Origin of the sequence: Butyrivibrio sp. ob235, assembly GCF_900109475.1 — a bacterium.
In the GTDB taxonomy this organism is placed as follows: domain Bacteria; phylum Bacillota; class Clostridia; order Lachnospirales; family Lachnospiraceae; genus Butyrivibrio.
Genome location: NZ_FOBE01000001.1, coordinates 162424 through 184847, shown reverse-complemented (window position 1 = coordinate 184847; position 22424 = coordinate 162424). Strand labels below are relative to the sequence as shown.

The window sequence follows — 22424 nt, the reverse complement described above, 5'->3', positions numbered from 1 at the left end:
ATACACAATTATTATTATACTTCCAGGCAGCATTTTTAACAATGAGAAAAAAGTATATCCGCAAGTTCTGCTACATTATCAATCACGTAATCAGGCTTTTTATCCATATCGGCTATTTCTGCTTCATTACATTCACCCGAAAGCACACAAACCGAAACAGAACCGGCATTTTGAGCAACGGCAATATCGGTATAAAGTCTGTCTCCAACGCAGCAGATTTTTGCATTGTCAATATTTGTCATAGCAGAAATGATATCTACCATATTACGGTTTGGTTTCCCAATATATGTAGGTTCAGAGCCACTGGAAGCTGTGAGCAGTGCACATATACTTCCGCAGTCAGGAAGTACCTCTCCGGCAGGCATAGGACATACCCAATCAGGATTCGCAGCTATAAATTCAGATCCTTTTCGCAAAAAATGAACTGCCAGATCCAGATCTCTATATACGAGTTCAGTATCAAAGCCGACACACACCACAGGAGAAACATCTCCATAATCGGAGCTGTCGTAATCCGTGGCATTAAAAACATTTAATCCGGCATTTTTAAGTTCATTGTAAAATGTACGGGTTCCTACAACATAGATATCTCTGTTGCCGTAATTTTTTTTAAGGTACTCTGCCGTAGCCATACCCGAAGTATAAACATTTTCCATCTCACAGGGAAAACCAAGTTTTTTCAGACGATCTACATAATCTATTCCGGCGCGTGATGAATTATTTGTAAGATATATATATTTCTTCCCAAGCTTTTCAAGCGTAAGAATAAAGTCAATCGCTCCATCAAACACTTCATCACCAAGGTATAAAGTTCCGTCCATATCAAGAAGAAACAATTGACAATTGCATAATTTTTCAAAGTCTTGTTCTAATGATAGTTCTTTGTTCATAAGTTCTTATTCCTTTTTGTACCAAGCAGCATACAAAAAGCCCCAGGTTAAACCTGAGGCCTTTGCTACCATAAAATTAAAGATCGATGCTACCTGTCATCTTGTTATTTACTACATAATAAGCCTTATTTTCTTCAGGCTTAACGTAAAGCTCAAGATTCTTAGCACCCTTCACACCATATTCTGCCTCATATGCAGCCTTAGCTCTCTCGATAAGATCCTCTGAAGAGATACTCTTGTCAGCATACTGAAGCTCGATCTTAGTCTTAATCTGTGCCATTTTCATTTCCCTCCTCGCAAAAATTTATCATAAACTTTCTTGATTATAATACCGTAAACGGTTTGTAGTCAATTATTCGTTAGTCTTTAATACAACATTATCCTTATCTTTATAGATATGTTTTGCGGGAACACAACCACGAACGGAAGAAAGAGGATAAATATTACTTTCTCTTCCTACTACTGTGCCGGGATTAAGAATACTTCCGCAGCCGACCTCAACATTATCACCAAGCATTGCTCCTACCTTTTTAAGACCGGTCTCCACCGTATCATCCTTACCGTTCTTGATTACAACCAGCTTCTTATCGGATTTAACATTTGATGTTATTGAGCCTGCACCCATATGCGATTTATATCCAAGTATAGAATCGCCAACGTAGTTATAATGAGGAACCTGAACCTTGTTGAAAAGGATTACATTTTTTAGTTCTGTGGAATTACCTACTACAGCTCCTTTCCCTACAATGGCGTTTCCTCTTATGAAAGCACCGGGACGAATCTCAGCCTCCTCGTCAATAATGCAGGGGCCTGCAATATAGACATTATCGGATAAAAACTTTGCGTTTTTTGCAACCCATACATTATCTCCTCTTTTTTCAAATTTCTCTGAAGGAAGTGTACTTCCAAGTTCGATAATAAAATCTTTTATCTTCGGAAGTACCTCCCAAGGGTATGTGACATTCTTAAATATGTCTGCCGCTATAGTCTCGTTTAAATCATATAAGTTTTCGATTGAGTATTCTTTCATTTTTTCCTTTCCTTCCCCTCATCCGGCACTTCGTGCCACCTTCCCCCCTAGGGGAAGGCTTATTATTTATATCTTTTTACTTGTATTTTTCTTTTTCTGTACCTTTTTATAGTACTGTGCTGAGTTCACAAAGAATTGCTGCATATGCGATCTCATATCGTTTTCTTTGACGTAGTTAGTGCGTCTTGTTATGAAATCTGAAAGCTTCTTCATGTATTCATCTTCTGATATCTCACCCTGCTCGACCTGTGTGAGCCCCTTCTCCCAGCTTGCTGTAAGTGAGGGATTGAGCATAGGCTTCATTGATACATAAACCGTATCATATATCATCTCACCCATTTGAGTTGGTGTGATTATCTGAGTCTTTTTATTAAGTTCAAGATACTTATTCTTAACAAGCTTTTCAAGAATTCCGGCTCTTGTAGCACTTGTTCCGATTCCTGATCCCTTTATCTGGGATCTAAGTTCCTCATCTTCAATAAACTGACCGGCATTTTCCATCGTAAGAATAAGCGTACCTGAATTATATCTCTTGGGCGGCGTGGTTTCCCCCTCTTTTATTGATGCCTGTTTTAGTTCAAGCGTATCACCTTTTTTCAGCTTGGAAAGAGCTTCGAAAAGTCCCTCATCCGCTGCAGAATCCTCAGCATCGTTATCAGTCTTATCCTCTGATTCCTTCTCATCCTTCTTCTTGAAAAATGAGTAATCCATAACATGTAAATAACCTTTGGATGCAAGTAATTTGAAACCTGCAAAAAAGGTTTCAGTATAGTTTTCGCTTGTATCTACCGCAAGCTCAAGCTTTATCTTCGAGTACTGGGCAGCGGGATAAAATACAGCAAGAAACCTTCTGACAATTATCTCATAGACCTTTGCCGCAGTGGAACTAAGTGAACTTATTGCTGAAAGTCCCTGCCCTGTAGGAATGATGGCATAGTGATCGGTAATAGCCTTATCATTAACATACCTTGTTTTTGCAATGCCCTTATAGGATTCATGTTGGAGAATTGCTTTAGCAAAAATTGCGGCAGGTTCATAAGAAGTAAGACCTCTTATATTCTTATCAATTTCCTTAGCTATAGCAGTGCTCAAAACTCTGGCATCCGTTCTGGGATAAGTTGTAAGTTTTTTCTCATAAAGCTCTTGCGCTATTGCAAGGGTCTGATTAGGATCAATCTTGAAAAACTTTGAACAGTCATTTTGCAGCTCGGCAAGGTTATATAAAAGAGGAGCGTTCTTAGTTTCCTTCTTCTTTTCCATTTTGGTGAGCTTTGCATTCACCGGAAGCTGCCCAAGGGATTCAATCAGAGCCTTAGCGCCCTTTTCTTCCTTAAAGCCTTTTTCGCTGTAGAGATCAAAGGATCCGTTATATTTACTTTTCTCAGTAACTCTCCATTCTGCGGATATAACCTTATCATCAACAGAAAAGTCACCAATAACTCTGTAAAACGGTGTTTTTACAAAGTTTCTTATCTCACGCTCTCTGTCAACAACAATCCCTAGTACGCAGGTCATAACACGTCCTACGGCAACAACACATTTATCAAGTCCGAGGAATTGTCTTATGGAATAACCGTATCTGAGAGTTAACGCCCTGGAGAAATTGATTCCCATGAGGTAATCCTCTTTTGCACGAAGATAGGCAGCAGCACCTATGTTGTCATATTCGCTGTCATCCTTTGCTTCTCGTATCCCTCTAAGAATTTCTTCTTCAGTCTGTGAATCGATCCAGACACGTTTTTTGATCTTTCCTGTAACATGAGCTTCCTGATCAACCAGTCTGTAGATATATTCACCCTCACGTCCGGAGTCGGTACATATATATATTTTATCCACATCCTCTCGGTTTAGCAGTCCCTTGACTATATTAAACTGCTTCGCACTCTGTGGAATAATTTCGTACTTAAATTGAGACGGAATAAATGGAATAGTATTGAGAGACCACTTAGCCATTTTCTCATCATACACCTCAGGATAACTCATCGTCACCAGGTGTCCTACACACCAGGTGACGATGGCTTCTTCGGATTCCATATATCCGTCTTTATTAGAAAAATTATATTTTAGAGCAGCGCCGAAAGCCCTTGCAACACTGGGCTTTTCGGCAATAAAAACGCTTTTAGTCATTCATCATTTCTTCCAATCCAATAAGTTTGATGGAAGGCTCTTCTTTTGCAAGGTTGACCAGACCTTCATCAAAACCAACAGCTGAGAACAAATAATAGTAATCAGGATTAAGCCTTGCTCTCTTGCAGCAGCTTCGTATATCGTCTATCGAAGAAGCATCCATCTTAGAATCCCATTTGCAGATTCCAACAAGTGTATCACCTGATTCACTTTGAGCTACGATATCAAGCGAATCAATCTTGCCAACCCATTCACCCTCATCTTCAATCTCAAAGGGAAGCTTATGATACTCTGAGAGTTTACAAACATACTCTCTGCATATGAGTTTATAAGCTGTAGAAACGAACTCTCCTAAACCGGGAGCTATGTATGTATCATAAAAATCTTCTGCATTTAATCCAACTATTTCACTTAAATGAGAATAAAAGAATCTGTAGAAAAAGTGTGGAAGCGGATCGCAAATTCTATATACACCCTTCTGCACATTCTCATGCCCCGTAGTTGCAAAGGAATATACCTTTTCAACCATGCCAAGCTCAATAAGACTCTTTAAATATACCATTATCTTAGCTCTGGAAAATCCCGTTGCATGATGTATATCATTAAGCTTATTCTTGCCATTGGCCAGTCCGTAAAGAATAGTATTATATACAGCAGTTTCACGAAGGTTTTCTTCAAGCTGATTTATTGTTGCTTTAAGTAGCACACTATTTTTAACATCAAGAAATTTCTCGCATACATTCTCTTTAAAGGTCTTATTTTGGTCAAAGTATTGCCATAGTTGACCCTTTCCTCCGAAAATAGCATACGTGGAAATGATATCCTGATTAGTCATATTAGGCATTCTCTTTTTCATTTCCTGGAAGGAATAGGGTTTTATCTTGAGGAAGCCTGAAATATTGGCAGCCTGAGCACCGATTTTATTAACCATTGAATTCTCAATCCATGCGGCATTGGATCCCAAAAGAACAATCATCATCTGGGGATGTCCTTCTCCGTAGACAATCGTACTTATCTCTTCAATGAAATCAGGAGATGCTTTTATGATGTCCTCAAAGCGGTCAATAATAAGAACAAAAGGCTTTTCCCTATCATTAGCCATCTTTTTAGCCACTTCAAATATTTCCTTGTAAGATGGATACTCAGAAATGTCATATCCCTTATTGCGTATACGCTGACCTATTATGTTCTGCTGAAGTCTCTCTGAAGCAGGAGCTGCGCAATAATAGATGGCGTCTTTGTCCTTCGCAAACTCTGTGATAACAGTTTCACTGCCTGTACTAACATGTCCATAAACAATAACTATCTGATTGGCCCCACTGTTGTAATAACCATTTAGTTCCTGCAATTCCAGACTCTTTGTTTTTTCCATACAATTTTCCTTATCTTAGATAGACGACTATAATGTTAAGTTACTTCTTGCTGATGTATCCAAGTGCCTTAAGGAGTTCTGCACACTCTACAGCGCCGCCAGCAGCTCCTCTAAGTGTATTATGTGAAAGGCCGACGAACTTCCAGTCGTAAACTGTATCCTCGCGGAGTCTGCCGATGCTTACACCCATGCCACCCTCGTAATTTACATCAAGAGCTATCTGGGGACGATTATCCTCCTCAAGATACTGGATAAACTGCTTAGGTGCACTGGGAAGACCAAGCTCCTGAGGCTTACCCTTAAAATTCACAAGACAATTAATAAGTTCATCTTTTGTAGCTTTCTTCTTAAATTTTACAAAAGCTGCGGCCGTATGTCCATACAAAACTGGAACTCTTATACACTGACATGTAATAATCGGGCTTTCTGCAGGAACAATCACGCCATTTTCAATCTTACCCCAAATTCTTAAAGGCTCTTTTTCGCTCTTTTCTTCCTCGCCTGAGATAAACGGAATGATATTGCCCTCCATTTCAGGCCACTCCTTGAAATTCTTACCTGCACCCGAAATTGCCTGATATGTTGTAGCAACTACTTCGTAGGGCTCAAAATCTCTCCATGCTGAAAGTGCGGGAGCATAACTCTGAATGGAGCAATTGGGTTTTACAGCGATAAATCCCTTTGTTGTACCGAGTCTCTTCTTCTGGAACTCAATAACATCTGCATGACCGGGGTTAACCTCCGGAATAATCATAGGAACATCGGGAGTCCATCTGTGAGCACTGTTATTTGAAACTACCGGAGTCTCAGTCTTTGCGTACTCTTCCTCAATAGCTTTTATCTCATCTTTGGACATATTAACTGCAGAAAGGACAAAATCAACATCCTTTGTTACTTCCTGAACATTTGTAACATCCTTAATTACAAGCTTTTTAACAGCCTCAGGCATGGGAACTTCCATCTTCCATCTGTCGCCTACGGACTCTTCATAGGTTTTTCCGGCACTTCTGGGGCTTGCTGCTACAACAGCAACCTCAAACCAAGGGTGATTATCAAGGATTGTAATAAACCTCTGACCAACCATACCTGTTGCACCAAGAACTGCTACTTTCAATTTCTCGCTCATTTTTTCACTCTCCTCTTATAAATAAATAAAAAAATAACTAACAACTATTAGGCGTCAAGAGTTTCAAAGCTCTTAACTTTGGTCCAGTATGCATTAAGTCTCTTATCGTTTCTTGCAATTGACTTCTTCATAACTTCCGGACCGGGAGCACCGGCAGTAAGTCTTTTTTCAACACAGGTCTTAAGACTGATTGCTTCATAGACATCTTCATCAAATTCCATTGCAAAGCCTTTAAGTTCTTCTATCTTAAGATCTGAGATTCCGCAATTTTTATCAATACAATGTAAAACTATTCTTCCTATAATACCATGTGCATCCCTAAAAGGTACACCCTTATTTACAAGATAATCGGCAGCATCGGTCGCATCGGTAAATCCTCTTATTGCACTCTTTTCCATCTGCTCTTTATTGAATTTCATGGTTCTAAGCATATCCGTAAAAAGAATCAGGCAGCTCTTTGTGGTATCTATAGCATCGAAGCTTACTTCCTTATCCTCCTGCATGTCCTTATCGTATGCAAGTGGAATGCCTTTCATGGTAACAAGAAGCGAATTTAATGCTCCATATACTCTTCCGGTTTTGCCTCTTACAAGCTCTGCAATATCAGGATTTTTTTTCTGTGGCATGATGCTGCTTCCTGTTGAATAAGCATCATCTATAGTAACAAAACCATACTCATTTGAGTTCCAGATAATAACTTCCTCTGAAAATCTGGAAAGATGCATCATTATCATAGAAAGCGCAGATAAAAACTCAATCAGATAATCTCTGTCCGACACGGAATCCATACTGTTATTGGTAGGTCCTGTAAACTTTAAAAGCTCCGCGGTAAACTCTCTGTCTAAAGGATAAGTTGTTCCTGCAAGAGCGCCGCTTCCCAAAGGACAGAAATTCAGCCTCGTAAAAACATCCATAAGGCGCTGTGAGTCACGATAAAACATCTCAAAATATGCTCCTAGATGATGGGCCAGTGTAACCGGCTGCGCTTTTTGAAGGTGTGTAAATCCGGGCATATAGGTATGAAGATTATCCTTCATGATTCCATTAAGAGTATCCAGCATGTCATAAATGACATTGGCGGTATTTCTTACTTCTTCTCTTATATACAATCTCATATCAAGAGCGACCTGATCGTTTCTTGATCTTCCGGTATGCATTTTCTTTCCTGCGTCACCGATTCTGTCTATAAGATTTGCCTCAAGAAAGCTGTGTATATCTTCATATTTGTCGGTAATGTCGAGTTTTCCGGCTTCTACATCCGCAAAAATAGCATCGAGACCGTTAACTATTTGATCACGTTCTTCATCTGATATGATTCCCTGCTTAGCAAGCATCGTTACATGTGCTTTACTTCCCTGAATATCCTGCTTTATAAGGCGTTTGTCAAAATAGATCGATGCATTAAACTTCCATGCCAGTTCATTTATTTCGCCTTCAAATCTTCCTCCCCAAAGCTGAGCCATAAATTTCTCCTTTTATACATGTATACAATCGCAATTTTCTCTTTACCATATCACAGTAATAAAGTGAAAACAAGATGTAAAAATCTCTTGTCAAATAATGCATGCACCTTTATAATCATATTTGTGCTTCTGATAGCACAAAGTTGCTGGAATAGCGCAGTCGGTAGCGCAACTGATTCGTAATCAGTAGGTCGAGGGTTCAAGTCCCTTTTCCAGCTCTTTATTCAGAAAGAGAATCGGCATAGGCCGGTTCTCTTTTTCATTTATCTCATATGTACATCCATTTGAGGGAAAGGTATCTCTACCCCCTCTTTATCAAATGCTTTTTTTATAGCCTCGTTCATAGACCATTTAGCCTTCAGATAATCTGTAGGCTTCACCCAACCTCTTATACGAAGGTTTACACTGCTGTCAGCGAGTTCATCCACAAATACATTCTTTTCTAGTTTATCCGAAATAAACTCATTGGCATCCATTGTTCGCATAGCAACAGCCCTTGCTTTGTCAATGTCCGCGTTGTAAGAGATTCCAACCATAGTATCAAGAATACGCATTGTGTTACCGTTATTATTGGTTATGGTAGATGAAGCCAGGGTCTTATTTGGCATCACAACACGTCTGTAATCAGCTGTAAGCATCCTTGTGTTTATAAGTGATATCTCTGTAACACTGCCCTCAATTCCTGTTCCGCCGACAACGATGTAATCACCGACTCTGAAAGGTTTTGCCAGCAGAATAAGAATTCCACTTGCAAAATCAGACAAAGTGCCCTGAATAGCAAGACCTATAGCAACGCCGGCCGAACCAAGCAGAGCAACAAGGCTTGCTGTATCCATGCCGAAATAGGATGCCAGTGAAAACAAAAGGACTATATCAAGGGATACCTTTACTACCTTGGCAAGAAATTTTGCGGTAGCGTCCTCTATCTTTGTCTTTCTCAAGGATTTATCAACAACATTTGATAACGCCTTAATCAGCTCCCACATGATTATGAGAATTATAATTGCAATAACAGCCTTCACCAAAAGGGCGAAAGCTTTATCCGGGAGTTCTTTAAAATATTTTTCAATAACTCCCGGTTTTAAGTTTTCGTTTCCTGTTACCTCAGCTATGGTTTCAATAGCATTTTCAGCAGTTGCAGTTGCAAGTAATATTGGTAACTTAAAGTTCATTATTTATTGTCATCCTTCTTATTAGTCTTAGTATTTGAAGTCTTTGTACCTGAAGTTTTTCGTGTTGTCTTCTTCGCAGGTGCTTTCTTTACGGCAGACTTCGAAGCCGCAGTTTTCTGTCCCTTTGCTGCAGTTTTGGGAGTTGCTGTCTTTTTAGCAGCAGTTTTCTTTCCGCCTGAAATTGATTTAAGCGCTGCTTCCGAAACTATGCTTGAAATACGCTCTTCTTCAATTTGTTCATATTTCTTTTCGATAGCCTCCTCCTGAGCTGCAAGTTCCTTTTCATAGCGCTCATGAAGTTCTTTAAGAAGCTCAGCCTCTTCCTTCTCCTGACGGTTTTTGAGCTCCCTTAAGGTCTTTTCGCGCTCTTGCATCTTATTATTTGCTTCTTCCTCACGGATCTTTCTAATCTTCTTCTCCTGTGTTGTATAAGGAGTATAAGAGAAAATCGCAAGTGAAGACGATGCAACCTTAACCGGAATGGAATAAGGTCTTCCGTCTGCTTCGCTAAAGTCTGCTTCTATTCTGCCGGGATTAACCATGCCGCTACCGCCGTAGCAGGTATCATCGGAATTAAATATCTCATAATATTTGCCATCAGCAGGAACACCGACCTCAAAGGTTCTGTCGACACCTGCCATATTAACAACTATTATGAGCATATCCTTGTCGGATTCGCCCTTTCTCATAAAGGACATCATGCATTCCTCAGCAGCCATACTGTTTATCCACTCAAAGCCGCTGTCATTCGTATCGATCTGATATAATGCCGGTCTGCTATAATAAATCTCATTTAGCGAATGGATCATGTTCTCAAGGAAAACAGCATTATCAATGCTAAGTTCATTGGGATCCATATATATCATCTTCTTACCGGGATGTGTCATAAGGTAAGATATTGCAAGACGAACTCCCGCCATTTTCTGAGCTGTATCACCAGGCATCAGATCATAAAGACCTTCAAGACCTTTTCCAATCTCTTCATGAGTAAACGCAAGTACAAATCTCTCTGTATAGCAATAAACAAGGGAGAATGTAAGCTCGTTATGATTTCCGGATCTGAATAAAGGATCATTCTGAATATAATCAAGGAAATCCTTTGTCCATCCGTTATTCCACTTGTAATCAAATCCAAGTCCGCCATCATCAAGCTCACCGGTAACTCTCGGCCAACATGATGTCTCTTTCGTAAGCGTGAGTAATCCCGGATATGCCTGCTTTAATACAGCATTAAAATTGCAGAGGAAGTCCTTAGCCTCAAGATTTTCATTGCCACCATACATATTCGGAATCCACTGACCGGGCTTTCTGTCATAGTCGAGATACAGAATCTTTGCTATATCAGCTACTCTTAGTCCGTCCAAATGGAATGTTGAAACCCAGAATAGTGCACTTGAAAGAAGGAAATTGGTAACCTGTTTTCTTCCGAAATCAAAAATCAGATCGCCTGTTCTTGGATGCACACCCATTCTCGGATCCGGATATTCATACAATGCCTGACCGTCAAATGAATTAAGTCCGCACTGAAGCTTCGGGAAAAATGTAGTAACAAAATCCATAATTACCCTGATGCCCGCTTCATGCATTATATTAACGAATTTCTTAAAGCCTACGGGATCACCGTACTTATTCTGAATAGCGAAAAATCCGGTAATATGGAATGGGTGCCCCTGAATATGTTCCATGACTGGCTTAAGCTCTATCGTATTAAAGCCATGATCCTGAACATATGAAAGAATCTCTTTTGCAAGTTCTTCATAATCCGGAATATGATTTTTATGTTTAGCAGCAAAGCTCTCGAGAGAAAGCTCACAGATTGAAAGAGGATCTGAGTCTCTGTTGAATTTTGTTCTGTTTTTGATAAATGCTGAGTCGTTCCATTTAATATCGCCAAGGGAAGTTATCTTGGAAACCTGGCTCTCCTTATCCTTGAAAGCATATCCGTAGGGATCGGGTCTTTTAAAGATAACTCCGCCTTTTGTTTTAACTTCAAACTGATAGCCGTCACCTTCTGCTGCACCCGGAATGAATATCTCAAATACACCGTCATGATCAACCCTTCGCATCTGATTTACTCTTCCGTCCCAGTCATTAAAATCACCGATGACACTTACTCTTGCAGCATCCGGAGCCCATACAGCAAAAGCACACCCCTTTACGCCATCTATTTCCATTAGATGCGCGCCGAATTTTTCATAGATATTGTAATGCATACCGCTATTGAACTTTATGAAGTCCTCACGGTCCATACGTCCGTCAAAATTATAGGCGTCATATATTTCCTTAATGTCACCATTTTCGAGCTTTATGCGATATTTGTATTTGAAGCCTTCTTTATAAGGAACAAGCGCAGCATAAAAACCTGCTTCATCAGCAAGCTCCATCTTGTATTTCTTGGTTCCGGTACTCGGAACAACTTCAATTTCTTCAGCCATAGGGTAAAAAGTCTGAATAAGAAGATTGGAACCAACCTTGTGTGCACCAAGAATACGATGCGGATCATCGCCATCGGAATAGATAATCTCTTCGATTTCAGGCCAGTTCATAAGTTTATAAAGCTTATTATTCATAAAAGTCCTCCATATATGATGATTTTCTGAAAATAAACTGATAATCGTTATAAAATTCCATCAAATTATTATAGCACGTTTATAATATGTTTCACATAAAAAAGAAGAAGGTATCACGATAAAATGATACCTTCTTCATAAAATCATTTCTTCCCAGTAGATCCAAATCCACCTGCGCCTCTCTCAGAATCAGCTAGTGATTCTGCTTCTTCGAACTCTACCGAAAGATACGGCTGAATGATAATCTGGGCTATTCTTTCAGCAGGAGTAATAGTTCTTTCCGTATCAGAATCATTGTGTACCGCAACGATAATCTCACCACGGTAATCGGAATCGACAACTCCGACACAATTCGCAGGGCGAAGCCCCTCTTTTGTCGCTATACCGCTTCTTGCGTAAATCCCCCCGAAGTATCCGTCCGGAATCTCCATAGCAAGCCCTGTTCCGATTTTAGCTGTTGTGTGAGGTGCTATCTTTGTATCCTCACTTACATTTGCATAAAGATCATAGCCTGCAGCAGCAAGGCTCCCCCTTGTCGGCATAGTTGCCGTGTCACTTAATTTCTTGATTTTTACCAGCATTTTCTCCTCCTTATGACCCCTCATCCGCCCTTCCCCCCAAGGGGAAGGCTTTCAAAATGGTCTTAATATATAAGCCGTGTACCCCGGAAGTTCCAATCCGCCTCCGAAGTCGATTTCCTCCCCCGAAATCATGTCACGCGCTCTTCCTGCTCTGAAATTGCAGTCTATATGTACGGAATTTTCATCCGCATTGACAGCTATCATAACCCTGTCATCTTCAAATTCACGTTCTATTATACAGTATTTATTCTGTAATACGAGCTGTTTCATGTCGCCATACTGCAAAGCTTTACTCTCGCCTTTTGCTTTATAAAGCTTTGCAATTACGTCAGTAAGTTCATTCCACTGAGGCTTATCAAAGGAGGCTCGAAGTGCCGGGTCTCCCTCGGATTTATGAGCTTTTGCTCCCCATTCCGATCCATAATAGACGGTAGGAATGCCCGGCATTCCAAACATCATCGCATATATAAGCGGAAGATGTTTTTCATTTGTAAGTGTACTTGCTATTCGGCTGACATCATGGTTATCAACGAAGGATAAAAGGTGCTCTCCTCTGTACAGACACCAGTTTTCCGGTCCAAACTGTCTTAATAAAGAATGAACAATCTCGAACATGTTGAGTGAATTAAAGCTGGAATAAAGCCCTTTGTAACACTCATAGTTGGTTGCCGAGTGACAAAGCTCAGGTCCCATTACTTTATGGTAATCACCGCCGATCATCTCTCCGACAAGATAAAAATCTTCCTTTTGTGAAAGAACATGATTTCTGAGCCTTTTAATAAAATTCTGCTCAAGACAATATGCAACATCAAGCCTGAGTCCATCTATATCGTAGTCTTTTATCCAGCTTGTTACTGCATCAAGAAGGTAATTAACAACATCCTCATTCCATAAATTTAATTTTACAAGATCATAATTACCTTCCCAGCCCTCATACCAGAGTCCGTCATTGTAGGCATCATTCCCGTCAAAATTTATGTGAAACCAGTCTTTATAAGAGCTGTCCCACTTCTTTTGAAGAACATCTTCAAAGCCAAAGAACCCTCTTCCTACATGATTAAAAACTCCATCCAGGACAACTTTTATGCCTTCTTTATGGAGAGCCTTACTAACTTTTTTAAAATCATCATTTGTTCCGAGTCTAACATCAATCTTTTTATAGTCTCTCGTATTGTAGCCATGTGTATCAGACTCGAAAATCGGATTAAAAAGTACCGCACCCACTCCGAGTTTTTTCAGGTGCGGTATCCAATCTATAACCTTAAGAATTCTATGCTCTAATTTACCATCATTTTCAAAAGGTGCTCCGCAAAATCCAAGCGGATATATTTGATAGAAACCTTTTTCGTAAGCCCACATAATCTCAGTTATCCTCTATCATAGCAAGAGCACCATAGATATTGGAATCATCTCCAAGTGCTGCTTTTTTAAGTTCAACAGTGCTTCTGATTGAAGGCATGCAGTAGCGATCTACCTCAGCCAGGATTTTTTCCATAAAGAAGTCACCAACTGCTTCCATAACACCGCCGCCATAAACAACTATGTCAGGGCTTATAGTGTTAATCATATTGCCGGTAGCTACAGCAAGATAATGGCATGCTCTGTCAACCGCCTCAAGTGTAACCGGATCCTTGGCAGCAATTGCTTTCTTTAAGTTTTTACTCTTAAACACACCATTCTCAATGGTCTCTGAGAGCATATTCTTACGTCCTCTTGCAGTTTGCTGCATGATATAAGCGCTCATGCCCTTTTTACTTGAAAAGGCCTCAAGGCATCCTCTCTGTCCACAACCACAAAGAGGACCTTCGGGATCAAGAATCATATGACCATATTCCGCAGCTTTATATTTATTTCCCGTAAACATCTTCCCATCAAGAATAAGCCCGCCGCCCATACCGGTTCCTACGAAGAATCCGACTACATTCTTATAGCCCTTCGCAACACCATATTTCCATTCACCGAGAACACCGACATTTACATCATTGCCGATAAAAAACGGAATATCAAACTTCTTCTCTATTGAGGATTTGATGTCATAATTTGTCCAGGGAAGATTGGGCGAAGTAAGAATTATACCGGAGCCCTGATCAATAACACCGGGAGCGCCAGCTGCAATGGCATTAAAATCCTTCTTCTTAATATCGGAATCCTTAATCATGTCTTCAACTACGCTAATGATCATTTTCTCAACATTAGCTGCATCGTCACCGGCTTCCTTGGTCTTTTTCTTAAGTCGATAAACAATCTCCTTCCTCTCATTGAAAATAGCTCCAAGAATCTTTGTTCCACCGATATCAAGACAGATATTATACTTACCAGACATCTCACTACCTCCGTTTATCGTACTTCCCATAGTTGTTTTTGCCGTTTTCCTTCACAAAGTAAAGTGCATTATCTGCGTTTCTATATAAATCATTATACGCTTTTCCGTCTTCAGGGTATACAGCATATCCAACAGACATCGTATATTTTACTTTTTCACCGTTATAATCAACTGTCTTTTCCGCTTCTGAGAAGGCTTTCAGCGCTGCATCAACCTCTTTGTCAGTATGATTTCTTATTATAACAAGGAATTCATCACCACCGATTCGCGAAGGATACACATCGCTGCCAAGGTCGTTCTGCATACGGTTTGCAGCATCCTGAAGTACCTTATCGCCACAATGATGACCATACTTATCATTTATCTGCTTGAAGAAATCAAGATCAAGCAATATCATAGCCAGACTCTTTGTCTCCGGGTCAGAGATAAACGCTTCATAAACCTTACCGATGGTCATACGATTGAACAGACCTGTCAAAGTATCTCTCTCAGCAAGGTTGCGTATAGTTTCATTTGTTCTCTTAAACTGATCAATATCATATTTAAGAATATAAATATGCACACCATCATCCTGCCTGTTTCTTCTGATCTGATAACATGCATTCTGATACCTGGGTTTTTCACTTGAACCGGTCTTTTCAAGATATACTATTCGTCCTGAGGTATTTCCGTTTTCATATTCTTTCAGAAGTCTGTCTCTGTTATAAAACTCGTACATCTTTTCATGTTCTTCGGGTTCAGCTTGTGAAAATACCATGCTCCTTGTAACTTCTCCAAAAGGAAGCTGTATATAGCCCGTCTCCCCAAAATCAGAAATAAGACCGGTCTGTCCAAGATGCATATATACCGTCTTATCTTCGGTAAGATTAGCTTCAAGGTAAAAGGTGTTCCTGATAAACTGTTCAAATGAACCATATCCAAGTGTCTCCGTAAAAGCATCACTTGCAAGCAAAAGGAATGTCGGATCGCTTGGCATGTCATAATATTCAGAACCACTCTGACTTATATCAGGAAGCTTTCTCATGCGCTCAGCGTCAAGCGTTCTTGAGCACATGATAAACATTCTGTTTCCTTCCGAGACAATTGGAATAAGCAGATACATAAGCCAGTCATATTCGCCGTCTATATCCTTTGTCCTGAAATAATCCGTTATATGATTTGTCCCGTATTCACTGATCCTCTCATCAAGGCTGTTCAGATTATAAAATTCTATAAAATCCGTTCTGTCCTCATTATAAATTGCTTCATCCGCAAATTTCTTTATTGCATCAGAGAAACTGCCTTTCTTCATCTTCTGGCTGTATCTGGCAGTATTTTCATAAACAGTTTCAAAGGTATCATCAACGACAGATACAATATCCACACGGTTATAAATCATATAGAGGAACTTAAGATACGAGTTGAGTTGCATTACTCTTGTGCCCGCATCATTTTCTGTCATGATCTCTGCAGTTGCCAAAATAGCTGTCTTGCCAAGTGACTTACTCTGCGTGATTTTCCTTAGCATTATCCTGTTAAAACCGTTACTGGTAACAAATTCCATGGAATGTATTTCATCATCCTGCACACACTGTGATGCAAGCATTTTTATATCTTTTGAGAAAATTATTGCAGGCGTATTAAACAGCTCCTGAATCGTTTTTACATCATTTGTAAACAAGAGCTTGAAAATATCATAAAAGTCATTATTGCACATGAGTGGCTTAAGGATTTTGCCGTCAAATTCAAATATCGCGATAGGTCTGTGATTGTAGTAAGCATTGTCCGGATCAAATCTGCCTATATCCTGCATAGGTGTCTGTGATAGCACATTCACTTTTCCTATGGCATCATAAAAAACAGTCTCCTCATCCGATTCGAACTGATGAGGGAATTGTTCAATCGGATAATCAAACATTTTAAGAGCTTCACTATATAGATGTCCCTGAGACTGTTCGCATCCGGACTGCTTAAGGAAATCAAGAATCTTTTCGTCCTCAACACTGCCCATTATCGTTTGGATGCCAAGTTCCTTCGACATATTGATGATATTCTTAAGCATAACTCTTGGCTTAACATCATCTTTATATCCAGATAAGAAATTACTGTTTATTTTGACAGCATTAAAAGGCATATCATTAAGAATATGCAAGGAAGAATACTCACTTCCGAAATCATCGAATATCACGCTAAAGCCATGATCCTTAAGTCTTTCAAGTTCAGCCTTTATACCATCTTTATCATTGGTTATTTCCGCCTCGCTGATTTCAATTCTTATTAAAGATTTAGGAAGCTTATATTTTGCAAGCTCTGTTTCTAAAAGATCCGCAATATCCGCAAGTGCAAAATCAAGCCTTGTAAGATTAATTGAAGCAGGAAGCGGATCCATGCCGATTTTTTTGATTTTACTTTGGTCTTTACAAACCTGTTTTATTACAAAGCTGTCCAGAAGGTATATCTTTTTCGAATGCTCCAATACTGAGATGAAATCTTTTGGCATCAAAACACCGTATTCTGTTGTATTCCACCTTGCCAAAGCTTCATTACCGCACACTTTACCTGACAGTGTATGGAAAACAGGTTGATAAGCAATTGATATTTCGCCATTCTCTATTGCATCTTCGATATGATGAACCACATAATGCTTCATCAATATCTCATCGTCTATATTCTCACTATTATACTTAAAGATGCCATTTCCAACAGAATCGCCGGATGAGCACGCAAGCACTGCTTTTTCAATTATCTCCTCAGCTATATTATCCTCAGCAGTAATGTAATAAATTCCTGCATGAAGATCCATTCCTGTATGTATATAAACCTCATCGAAATCTCGCTGAATTCTGGAAATAAATCTCTCAATATCATCAATATCGGTTACAACAACAAACTCACCATCATCTAGTTTGCATGCAATGTCCAAAGGAAATGAATCTCTTATCTTATTCTTCAGAAATACAAGAACCTGATAGCCTTCATCAAAGCCATTATTCATATAATATGATCTAAAGCCTTTGATATCGAAAAATACACAGCAAAAAGAAGCCGAAAGCTCATCGTTTTCCGCTTTTGAATTAATGATATTTAAAAATTCATCTTTCTGGTATAGGTCTGATGGAAGCCCCTCGCCTTCAATTTTTGCCATACTAATACCAGTTCCTTTTCAGTATTCTACTATTTTATGTTAACAAACAGGGGTGGACAAAACTATTAATCGCTTATAAAAAAATGTTAAAAAAATAAAAATAAAAATAAAACGCTTTGGATACTACTATGAATATCCAAAGCGCTATTATTAAGGCATTTTAAAGCATATTATAGATTATTCACCAAATACAGCCTTGTAATCCTTTTGGAATTTCTCAATTCCGGCTGTTGTAAGAGGATGGTTAACCATCTGTGCGATAACACCATAAGGTACTGTAGCGATGTGAGCACCTGCAAGTGCGCAATCTGTAACGTGCATAGGATGACGAACAGATGCAGCGATGATCTCAGTATCAATACCGTGAAGGTCGAATATCTGAGCAACCTCAGAAATAAGGTCTGTACCTCTTGTGCTTATATCATCAAGTCTTCCAAGGAAAGGACTTACGAAAGCAGCTCCTGCTCTTGCTGCAAGAAGAGCCTGGTTAGCTGTAAAGATAAGAGTCATGTTAATCTTGATGCCTTCAGCTGCAAGTGTATGGCAAGCCTTAAGACCCTCTTCTGTCATAGGAATCTTAACTACCATATTCTTGTGAATCTTAGCGATCTCGCGGCCCTCTTTGATCATGCCCTCGGCATCAACTGTTGTAGCCTTAACTTCGCCGCTGATAGGTCCGTCTACGATAGATGCGATCTCTGCAACAACCTGATTAAAGTCTCTGCCTTCTTTGGCAATAAGAGAAGGGTTGGTTGTAACACCGCAGATAACACCCATGTCATTTGCTTTTTTAATGTCCTCAACATTAGCAGTATCCAAGAAGAATTTCATAATACACTCCATTCCGCTTAAGATTATTCTTAAGCATTTGATTAAATATATTTTTCAACCGTTAAAAATCATAACACATCTTATAAATTTTACAAAGCAGATTATGCTCACTTATTTTCAATTATTGCCATAAAAGCCTTCCCCTTGGGGGGAAGGTGCCCGGAGGGCGGATGAGGGGTTACCTTAATGCTCCTCCATCATCATGAAGCAAGGCCCCGGGTTCCTGGTCGGCCGCCGTGGTAGCAAGTGTATCACATCGCTCATTCTCAGGATGCCCGTCATGTCCCTTTACCCAATGCCAGGTGACATTATGTTTATTTACCGCATCAAGAAGGCGTTTCCATAGTTCTACGTTCTTAACCTGCTTTCCGTCAGATTTTTTCCAGTTCTTTTTCAACCATCCGGATATCCAGTTTTCATTGAAAGCGCTGATAACATACTTTGAATCCGAATAAAGGTCAACCTCACAGGGGCGGTTAAGCGCTTCAAGTCCCATGATTGCACCCATCAACTCCATTCGATTGTTGGTTGTCTTATCATAGCCGGCACTTAACTCCTTTTCATGTAGTACACCTTTACCGTCAATATATTGAATTACTGTTCCGTAGCCCCCCGGTCCGTCAGGATTACCTCTTGCTGAACCGTCTGAATAAATAGTAACTTTCATTTCTTAAATCTCCGCATTGCTTATTATTTTATACTTTAAAGAGTCCATAAACCATGCTCTTCGAATCGCTTAGCCATTGACTCTGCCTCACAAACAATATCATCATTATACCCTATGGACTTAAGAAGGCTTATTGCATTTCTTTTTGTGGCAGGACCTGCCTTTAGTTTGTAATCAAATGTAACATCGCCATTCTCCATGTCACCCTCAAAATGATGTACTTCAAAGTGATCATGTAAAACCTCTGCCAGTTCTCTGTCGTGGGTGGCAGCAAAACACAAAACCCTTTCCTTGTGTGAAGCAAAATATTCTAATATTTTTGAGGACGCAGCAATTCTCTCAATTGTGTTTGTTCCTCTTAAAACCTCATCAATAAAGCACAAAACCGGATCCCCATCATACGCTGCAGAATCAAGGATTCTCTTTAATGACTTAATTTCAACCATATAGTAGCTGTCTCCCAGAGTAAGGTCATCCCTAAGCGCCATTGAGGTAAATACTCTGTAAAACGGAGCTTTATATGAAGTACATGTACAGGTATGAATGGTCTGAGCCATTATGCTGTTTATTGCACACATCTTAAGAAAAGTTGATTTGCCCGAAGCATTGGAACCGGTTATCAAAAATCCCTTTTTAGCAGCAAAGGAATTAGGAACAGGGTTATCCATAAGCAGATGCCTGCCGTTTTCGATCTGATACTCGCCGTGATTTTCCATCAGTTCCGGCACAGTATATTCGGAAACAGACGCTCTAAAATATGCAATAGATATGACAGAGTCGATATATCCGATAATTTCGGTCAGTTTCTGGACACTTGGTATCTCCTGCTTAAGTTTCTTATACATGCTGTTGAATTTGATTAGATCAATATGGGTAAGCATTCTGACATAATCCATTATTATGTCAAAAGGATTTCCGCTGCCGGTTGCTCCATACCCCTTGGACAAAATCCAGGAGCCTCTTGAAAAGCCTTTAAGCTTTGAGACACATTCCTTTATTTTATTGATATCATCTTTGAAAATATCACTTTCCGTCAGAGCTAAAGCCTCTCCACCCTTCATGAGTCTAAGGACATAAGAAAAAGTCATAAGATAAGGTGCAAGCGCTGATTTAATCTTAAAATAGGTGACCATATTTACTGCAAATGCAATAATTAGAATCAAAAATCCTAGAGTGAAATTAAAGAAGCTCATCAAAAGTACAGAAAGAACCATTAATATAAGCATCAACACATGGACAAGATTGGATCCTGCAGAATTTTTATCAATAAGCGGCAGATAATCATAGATTGAATACTTACCGCTTTTTCCAATGCAATGCAGGGTTTCCTTCAAATGAATTCTTTCGCTTTCATCCTTCGATAAAGCCGCAAGTTCATTTTCAAGCTTATTAAAAGTGCCATTATCGAAGGTTTGCGGGCATCTTAGTAAGTAATAAAGATACTCTTCTCCTGATGAAGTCTCGCAATAGCTTATTCTGTCGTAAACCTCATTCATGGAAAGATCATTCCAGGTAATATCATCTATACTGAATTTCTTTTCGGCCGACTTATAATATCCGCTAACATCAGCTCTTTGTCTCTTTATACGAGACGAAGGCGCAGCACCATATTCGTCTGCGCACTTCTTTTTAAATGATCTCTCTTCATTTTTTCTGTTTTGCAATCCAATGAGAAAAACAGCCGCAATAAATGAAGCTATTATCCCCAATATATAAGCTCCGGTCATAGAGTCCTCATCTTATAATTCTTTATCTATTCTTACTTTTATCTCAGAAGCCTTTTTATATATTTCTTCAGGACTTACTCCTATATTGAATTCATCTTTTTCATAGCGAATGATACCGCCAATCATAGTCAGAATAACATTTGAATCAGACCCGCTGTAGACGATATTCTTGCAAATATTATTTATAGGCTGCATATTAGGCTTGTTCAAATCAAGCATAATGATATCAGCAAGCTTTCCGGCATCAAGAACATCTGCATCATTAAGTCCCATAGCATGAGCGCCGTTTACTGTAGCCATCTTTAAAACGTCCATGGCATCAATGCATGCAGCATCATTTTCGCGAAGCTTTCCAAGACCGGTAACAAGGAACATCTCCCTGAACATGCTAAGGGCATTGTTGCTTGCGGGTCCGTCCGTTCCGATAGCCACCGGAATTCCCTTCTTCAAATAGTCGTTTATCGGAGCGATTCCACTAGCAAGCTTGGTATTTGAACCGGGATTTGTTACCACAAACATTCCGCGCTTTTTCAAAATATCCATATCCTTCTCATCGGTATGTACAAGGTGGTATCCGCCTCCGCCATAGTCAAACATTCCCAGGCTGTCCAGGAATTCAACAGGACTCATATTGTATCTCTCTCTGCATTCAGCAACCTCATGTGCAGTTTCCGAAATATGAGTGAAAACAGGCGCCTTATACTTATGCGCAAGATCTGCAATTTTTTGAAGTAATTCTTTGGTACATGTATACTCAGCATGGAATCCAAGAATATATGAATTATATTCATCACGTCCGTTAAGCTTGTTGTACATTTCCTCAACAAGCTCAGGAGACTGGCTGAAATTATTAACAGCGCCAACCTGAACGCAACGCATTCCGGTGTCTCTGCAGGCATCAGCTATGGATTCGGGCGTAAGGTACATATCAAATATACCGGTGACTCCGCCGCTTACATATTCAAGCACTGCAAGCTTAGTAAGATAATAGATATCTTCTGCTGTAAGCTTTGCCTCCACAGGAAAAATCGCATTATTAAGCCAATCCGCAAGCGGCAAATCATCCGCTCTCGACCTTAAAAGAGTCATGGCTGAATGCGTATGTGCATTCTTAAAGCCAGGCATGAGAAGATTTCCCTTGCAATCAATCTCTCTGTCAAAAACCAGCATTGCACCGGGATTTTCCTTGTAATATTCTTCAATCTGATCAGTGGTATCACAGTAAATAATTCTGTCACCGCTTGTCCACAATTCACCCTCAAAGATTTCCTGTCCTTCTCTCATAGTAAGAATTCTGGCATTATAAAATCTAATCCTCATTTATTCACCCCATTAACCCTCATCCGCCTGCTTTGCAGGCACCTTCCCCCAGAGGGGGAAGGCTATATCATCCGCCTGCTTTGCAGGCACCTTCCCCCAGA

General features: G+C 39.7%; 17 protein-coding genes and 1 tRNA gene. 1 reads left to right on the top strand and 17 read right to left on the bottom strand.

The annotated features are described in order from the left end of the window. Positions 1–35 precede the first annotated feature (35 nt). The 7 genes from BMW61_RS00755 to argH all read right to left on the bottom strand — a co-directional run bounded on the left by BMW61_RS00755 (position 36) and on the right by argH (position 8008). Positions 36–890 carry an HAD-IIA family hydrolase gene (locus BMW61_RS00755; RefSeq protein WP_091819417.1) on the bottom strand — a complete coding sequence of 285 codons (855 nt, stop codon included), beginning with the start codon at positions 888–890 and terminating at the stop codon, positions 36–38. A gap of 76 nt (positions 891–966) precedes the next feature. After that, a complete protein-coding gene (locus BMW61_RS00750) occupies positions 967–1170 on the bottom strand; it encodes a DUF6465 family protein (RefSeq protein WP_049944826.1) in 204 nt (67 codons plus the stop codon). A gap of 72 nt (positions 1171–1242) precedes the next feature. After that, positions 1243–1920 carry an LbetaH domain-containing protein gene (locus BMW61_RS00745; protein WP_091819416.1) on the bottom strand — a complete coding sequence of 226 codons (678 nt, stop codon included), beginning with the start codon at positions 1918–1920 and terminating at the stop codon, positions 1243–1245. 66 nt (positions 1921–1986) lie between these two features. Next, complete coding sequence (locus BMW61_RS00740; RefSeq protein WP_091819415.1) at positions 1987–4047, bottom strand: DNA topoisomerase; 2061 nt, start codon at positions 4045–4047, stop codon at positions 1987–1989. Then, positions 4040–5419 carry an ATP-binding protein gene (locus BMW61_RS00735; protein WP_091819414.1) on the bottom strand — a complete coding sequence of 460 codons (1380 nt, stop codon included), beginning with the start codon at positions 5417–5419 and terminating at the stop codon, positions 4040–4042. Before BMW61_RS00735 ends, BMW61_RS00740 begins: the two co-directional genes overlap by 8 nt. Positions 5420–5459: 40 nt before the next feature. After that, the gene (gene asd, locus BMW61_RS00730; RefSeq protein WP_022759900.1) at positions 5460–6545 is read right to left on the bottom strand and encodes an aspartate-semialdehyde dehydrogenase; all 1086 of its coding nucleotides are present in this window, start codon (positions 6543–6545) and stop codon (positions 5460–5462) included. Between the two features lie 47 nt (positions 6546–6592). Beyond that, positions 6593–8008, bottom strand: a complete 1416-nt coding sequence (gene argH / locus BMW61_RS00725; protein WP_091819413.1) for an argininosuccinate lyase — start codon at positions 8006–8008, stop codon at positions 6593–6595. Between the two features lie 145 nt (positions 8009–8153). Between argH and BMW61_RS00720 the strand changes: the two genes are divergently transcribed. After that, a tRNA-Thr gene (locus tag BMW61_RS00720) sits at positions 8154–8226 on the top strand. Positions 8227–8271: 45 nt separating this feature from the next. Here the strand turns inward: BMW61_RS00720 and BMW61_RS00715 are convergent. The 10 genes from BMW61_RS00715 to BMW61_RS00670 form a co-directional block, all read right to left on the bottom strand. Further along, positions 8272–9180 (bottom strand): mechanosensitive ion channel family protein, encoded by a 909-nt coding sequence (locus tag BMW61_RS00715; RefSeq protein WP_091819412.1) that lies wholly within the window; start codon positions 9178–9180, stop codon positions 8272–8274. Continuing rightward, positions 9180–11750, bottom strand: coding sequence for a 1,4-alpha-glucan branching protein GlgB (gene glgB, locus BMW61_RS00710; RefSeq protein ID WP_022759897.1), 2571 nt, complete (start codon positions 11748–11750; stop codon positions 9180–9182). The genes BMW61_RS00715 and glgB overlap by 1 nt, the downstream gene beginning before the upstream one ends. Positions 11751–11893: 143 nt before the next feature. Further along, a complete protein-coding gene (gene dut / locus BMW61_RS00705) occupies positions 11894–12331 on the bottom strand; it encodes a dUTP diphosphatase (RefSeq protein ID WP_091819623.1) in 438 nt (145 codons plus the stop codon). A 51-nt stretch (positions 12332–12382) separates the two neighbouring features. Then, entirely contained in the window at positions 12383–13690 is a 1308-nt protein-coding gene (locus tag BMW61_RS00700; protein ID WP_091819411.1) for an alpha-amylase family glycosyl hydrolase, read from the bottom strand. A gap of 4 nt (positions 13691–13694) precedes the next feature. Beyond that, a complete protein-coding gene (locus BMW61_RS00695; RefSeq protein WP_091819410.1) occupies positions 13695–14654 on the bottom strand; it encodes an ROK family protein in 960 nt (319 codons plus the stop codon). Between the two features lie 4 nt (positions 14655–14658). Then, on the bottom strand, positions 14659–17778 hold the full coding sequence (locus BMW61_RS00690) for a bifunctional diguanylate cyclase/phosphodiesterase (protein WP_091819409.1): 3120 nt from the start codon (positions 17776–17778) through the stop codon (positions 14659–14661). A gap of 177 nt (positions 17779–17955) precedes the next feature. Next, complete coding sequence (gene fsa, locus BMW61_RS00685; protein WP_022759892.1) at positions 17956–18609, bottom strand: fructose-6-phosphate aldolase; 654 nt, start codon at positions 18607–18609, stop codon at positions 17956–17958. Between the two features lie 178 nt (positions 18610–18787). Next, on the bottom strand, positions 18788–19276 hold the full coding sequence (gene rnhA, locus BMW61_RS00680) for a ribonuclease HI (protein ID WP_091819408.1): 489 nt from the start codon (positions 19274–19276) through the stop codon (positions 18788–18790). Between the two features lie 35 nt (positions 19277–19311). After that, positions 19312–21003, bottom strand: a complete 1692-nt coding sequence (locus BMW61_RS00675; RefSeq protein ID WP_091819407.1) for a MutS-related protein — start codon at positions 21001–21003, stop codon at positions 19312–19314. A gap of 12 nt (positions 21004–21015) precedes the next feature. Beyond that, positions 21016–22323, bottom strand: coding sequence for an amidohydrolase family protein (locus BMW61_RS00670; protein ID WP_091819406.1), 1308 nt, complete (start codon positions 22321–22323; stop codon positions 21016–21018). Positions 22324–22424 lie beyond the last annotated feature (101 nt).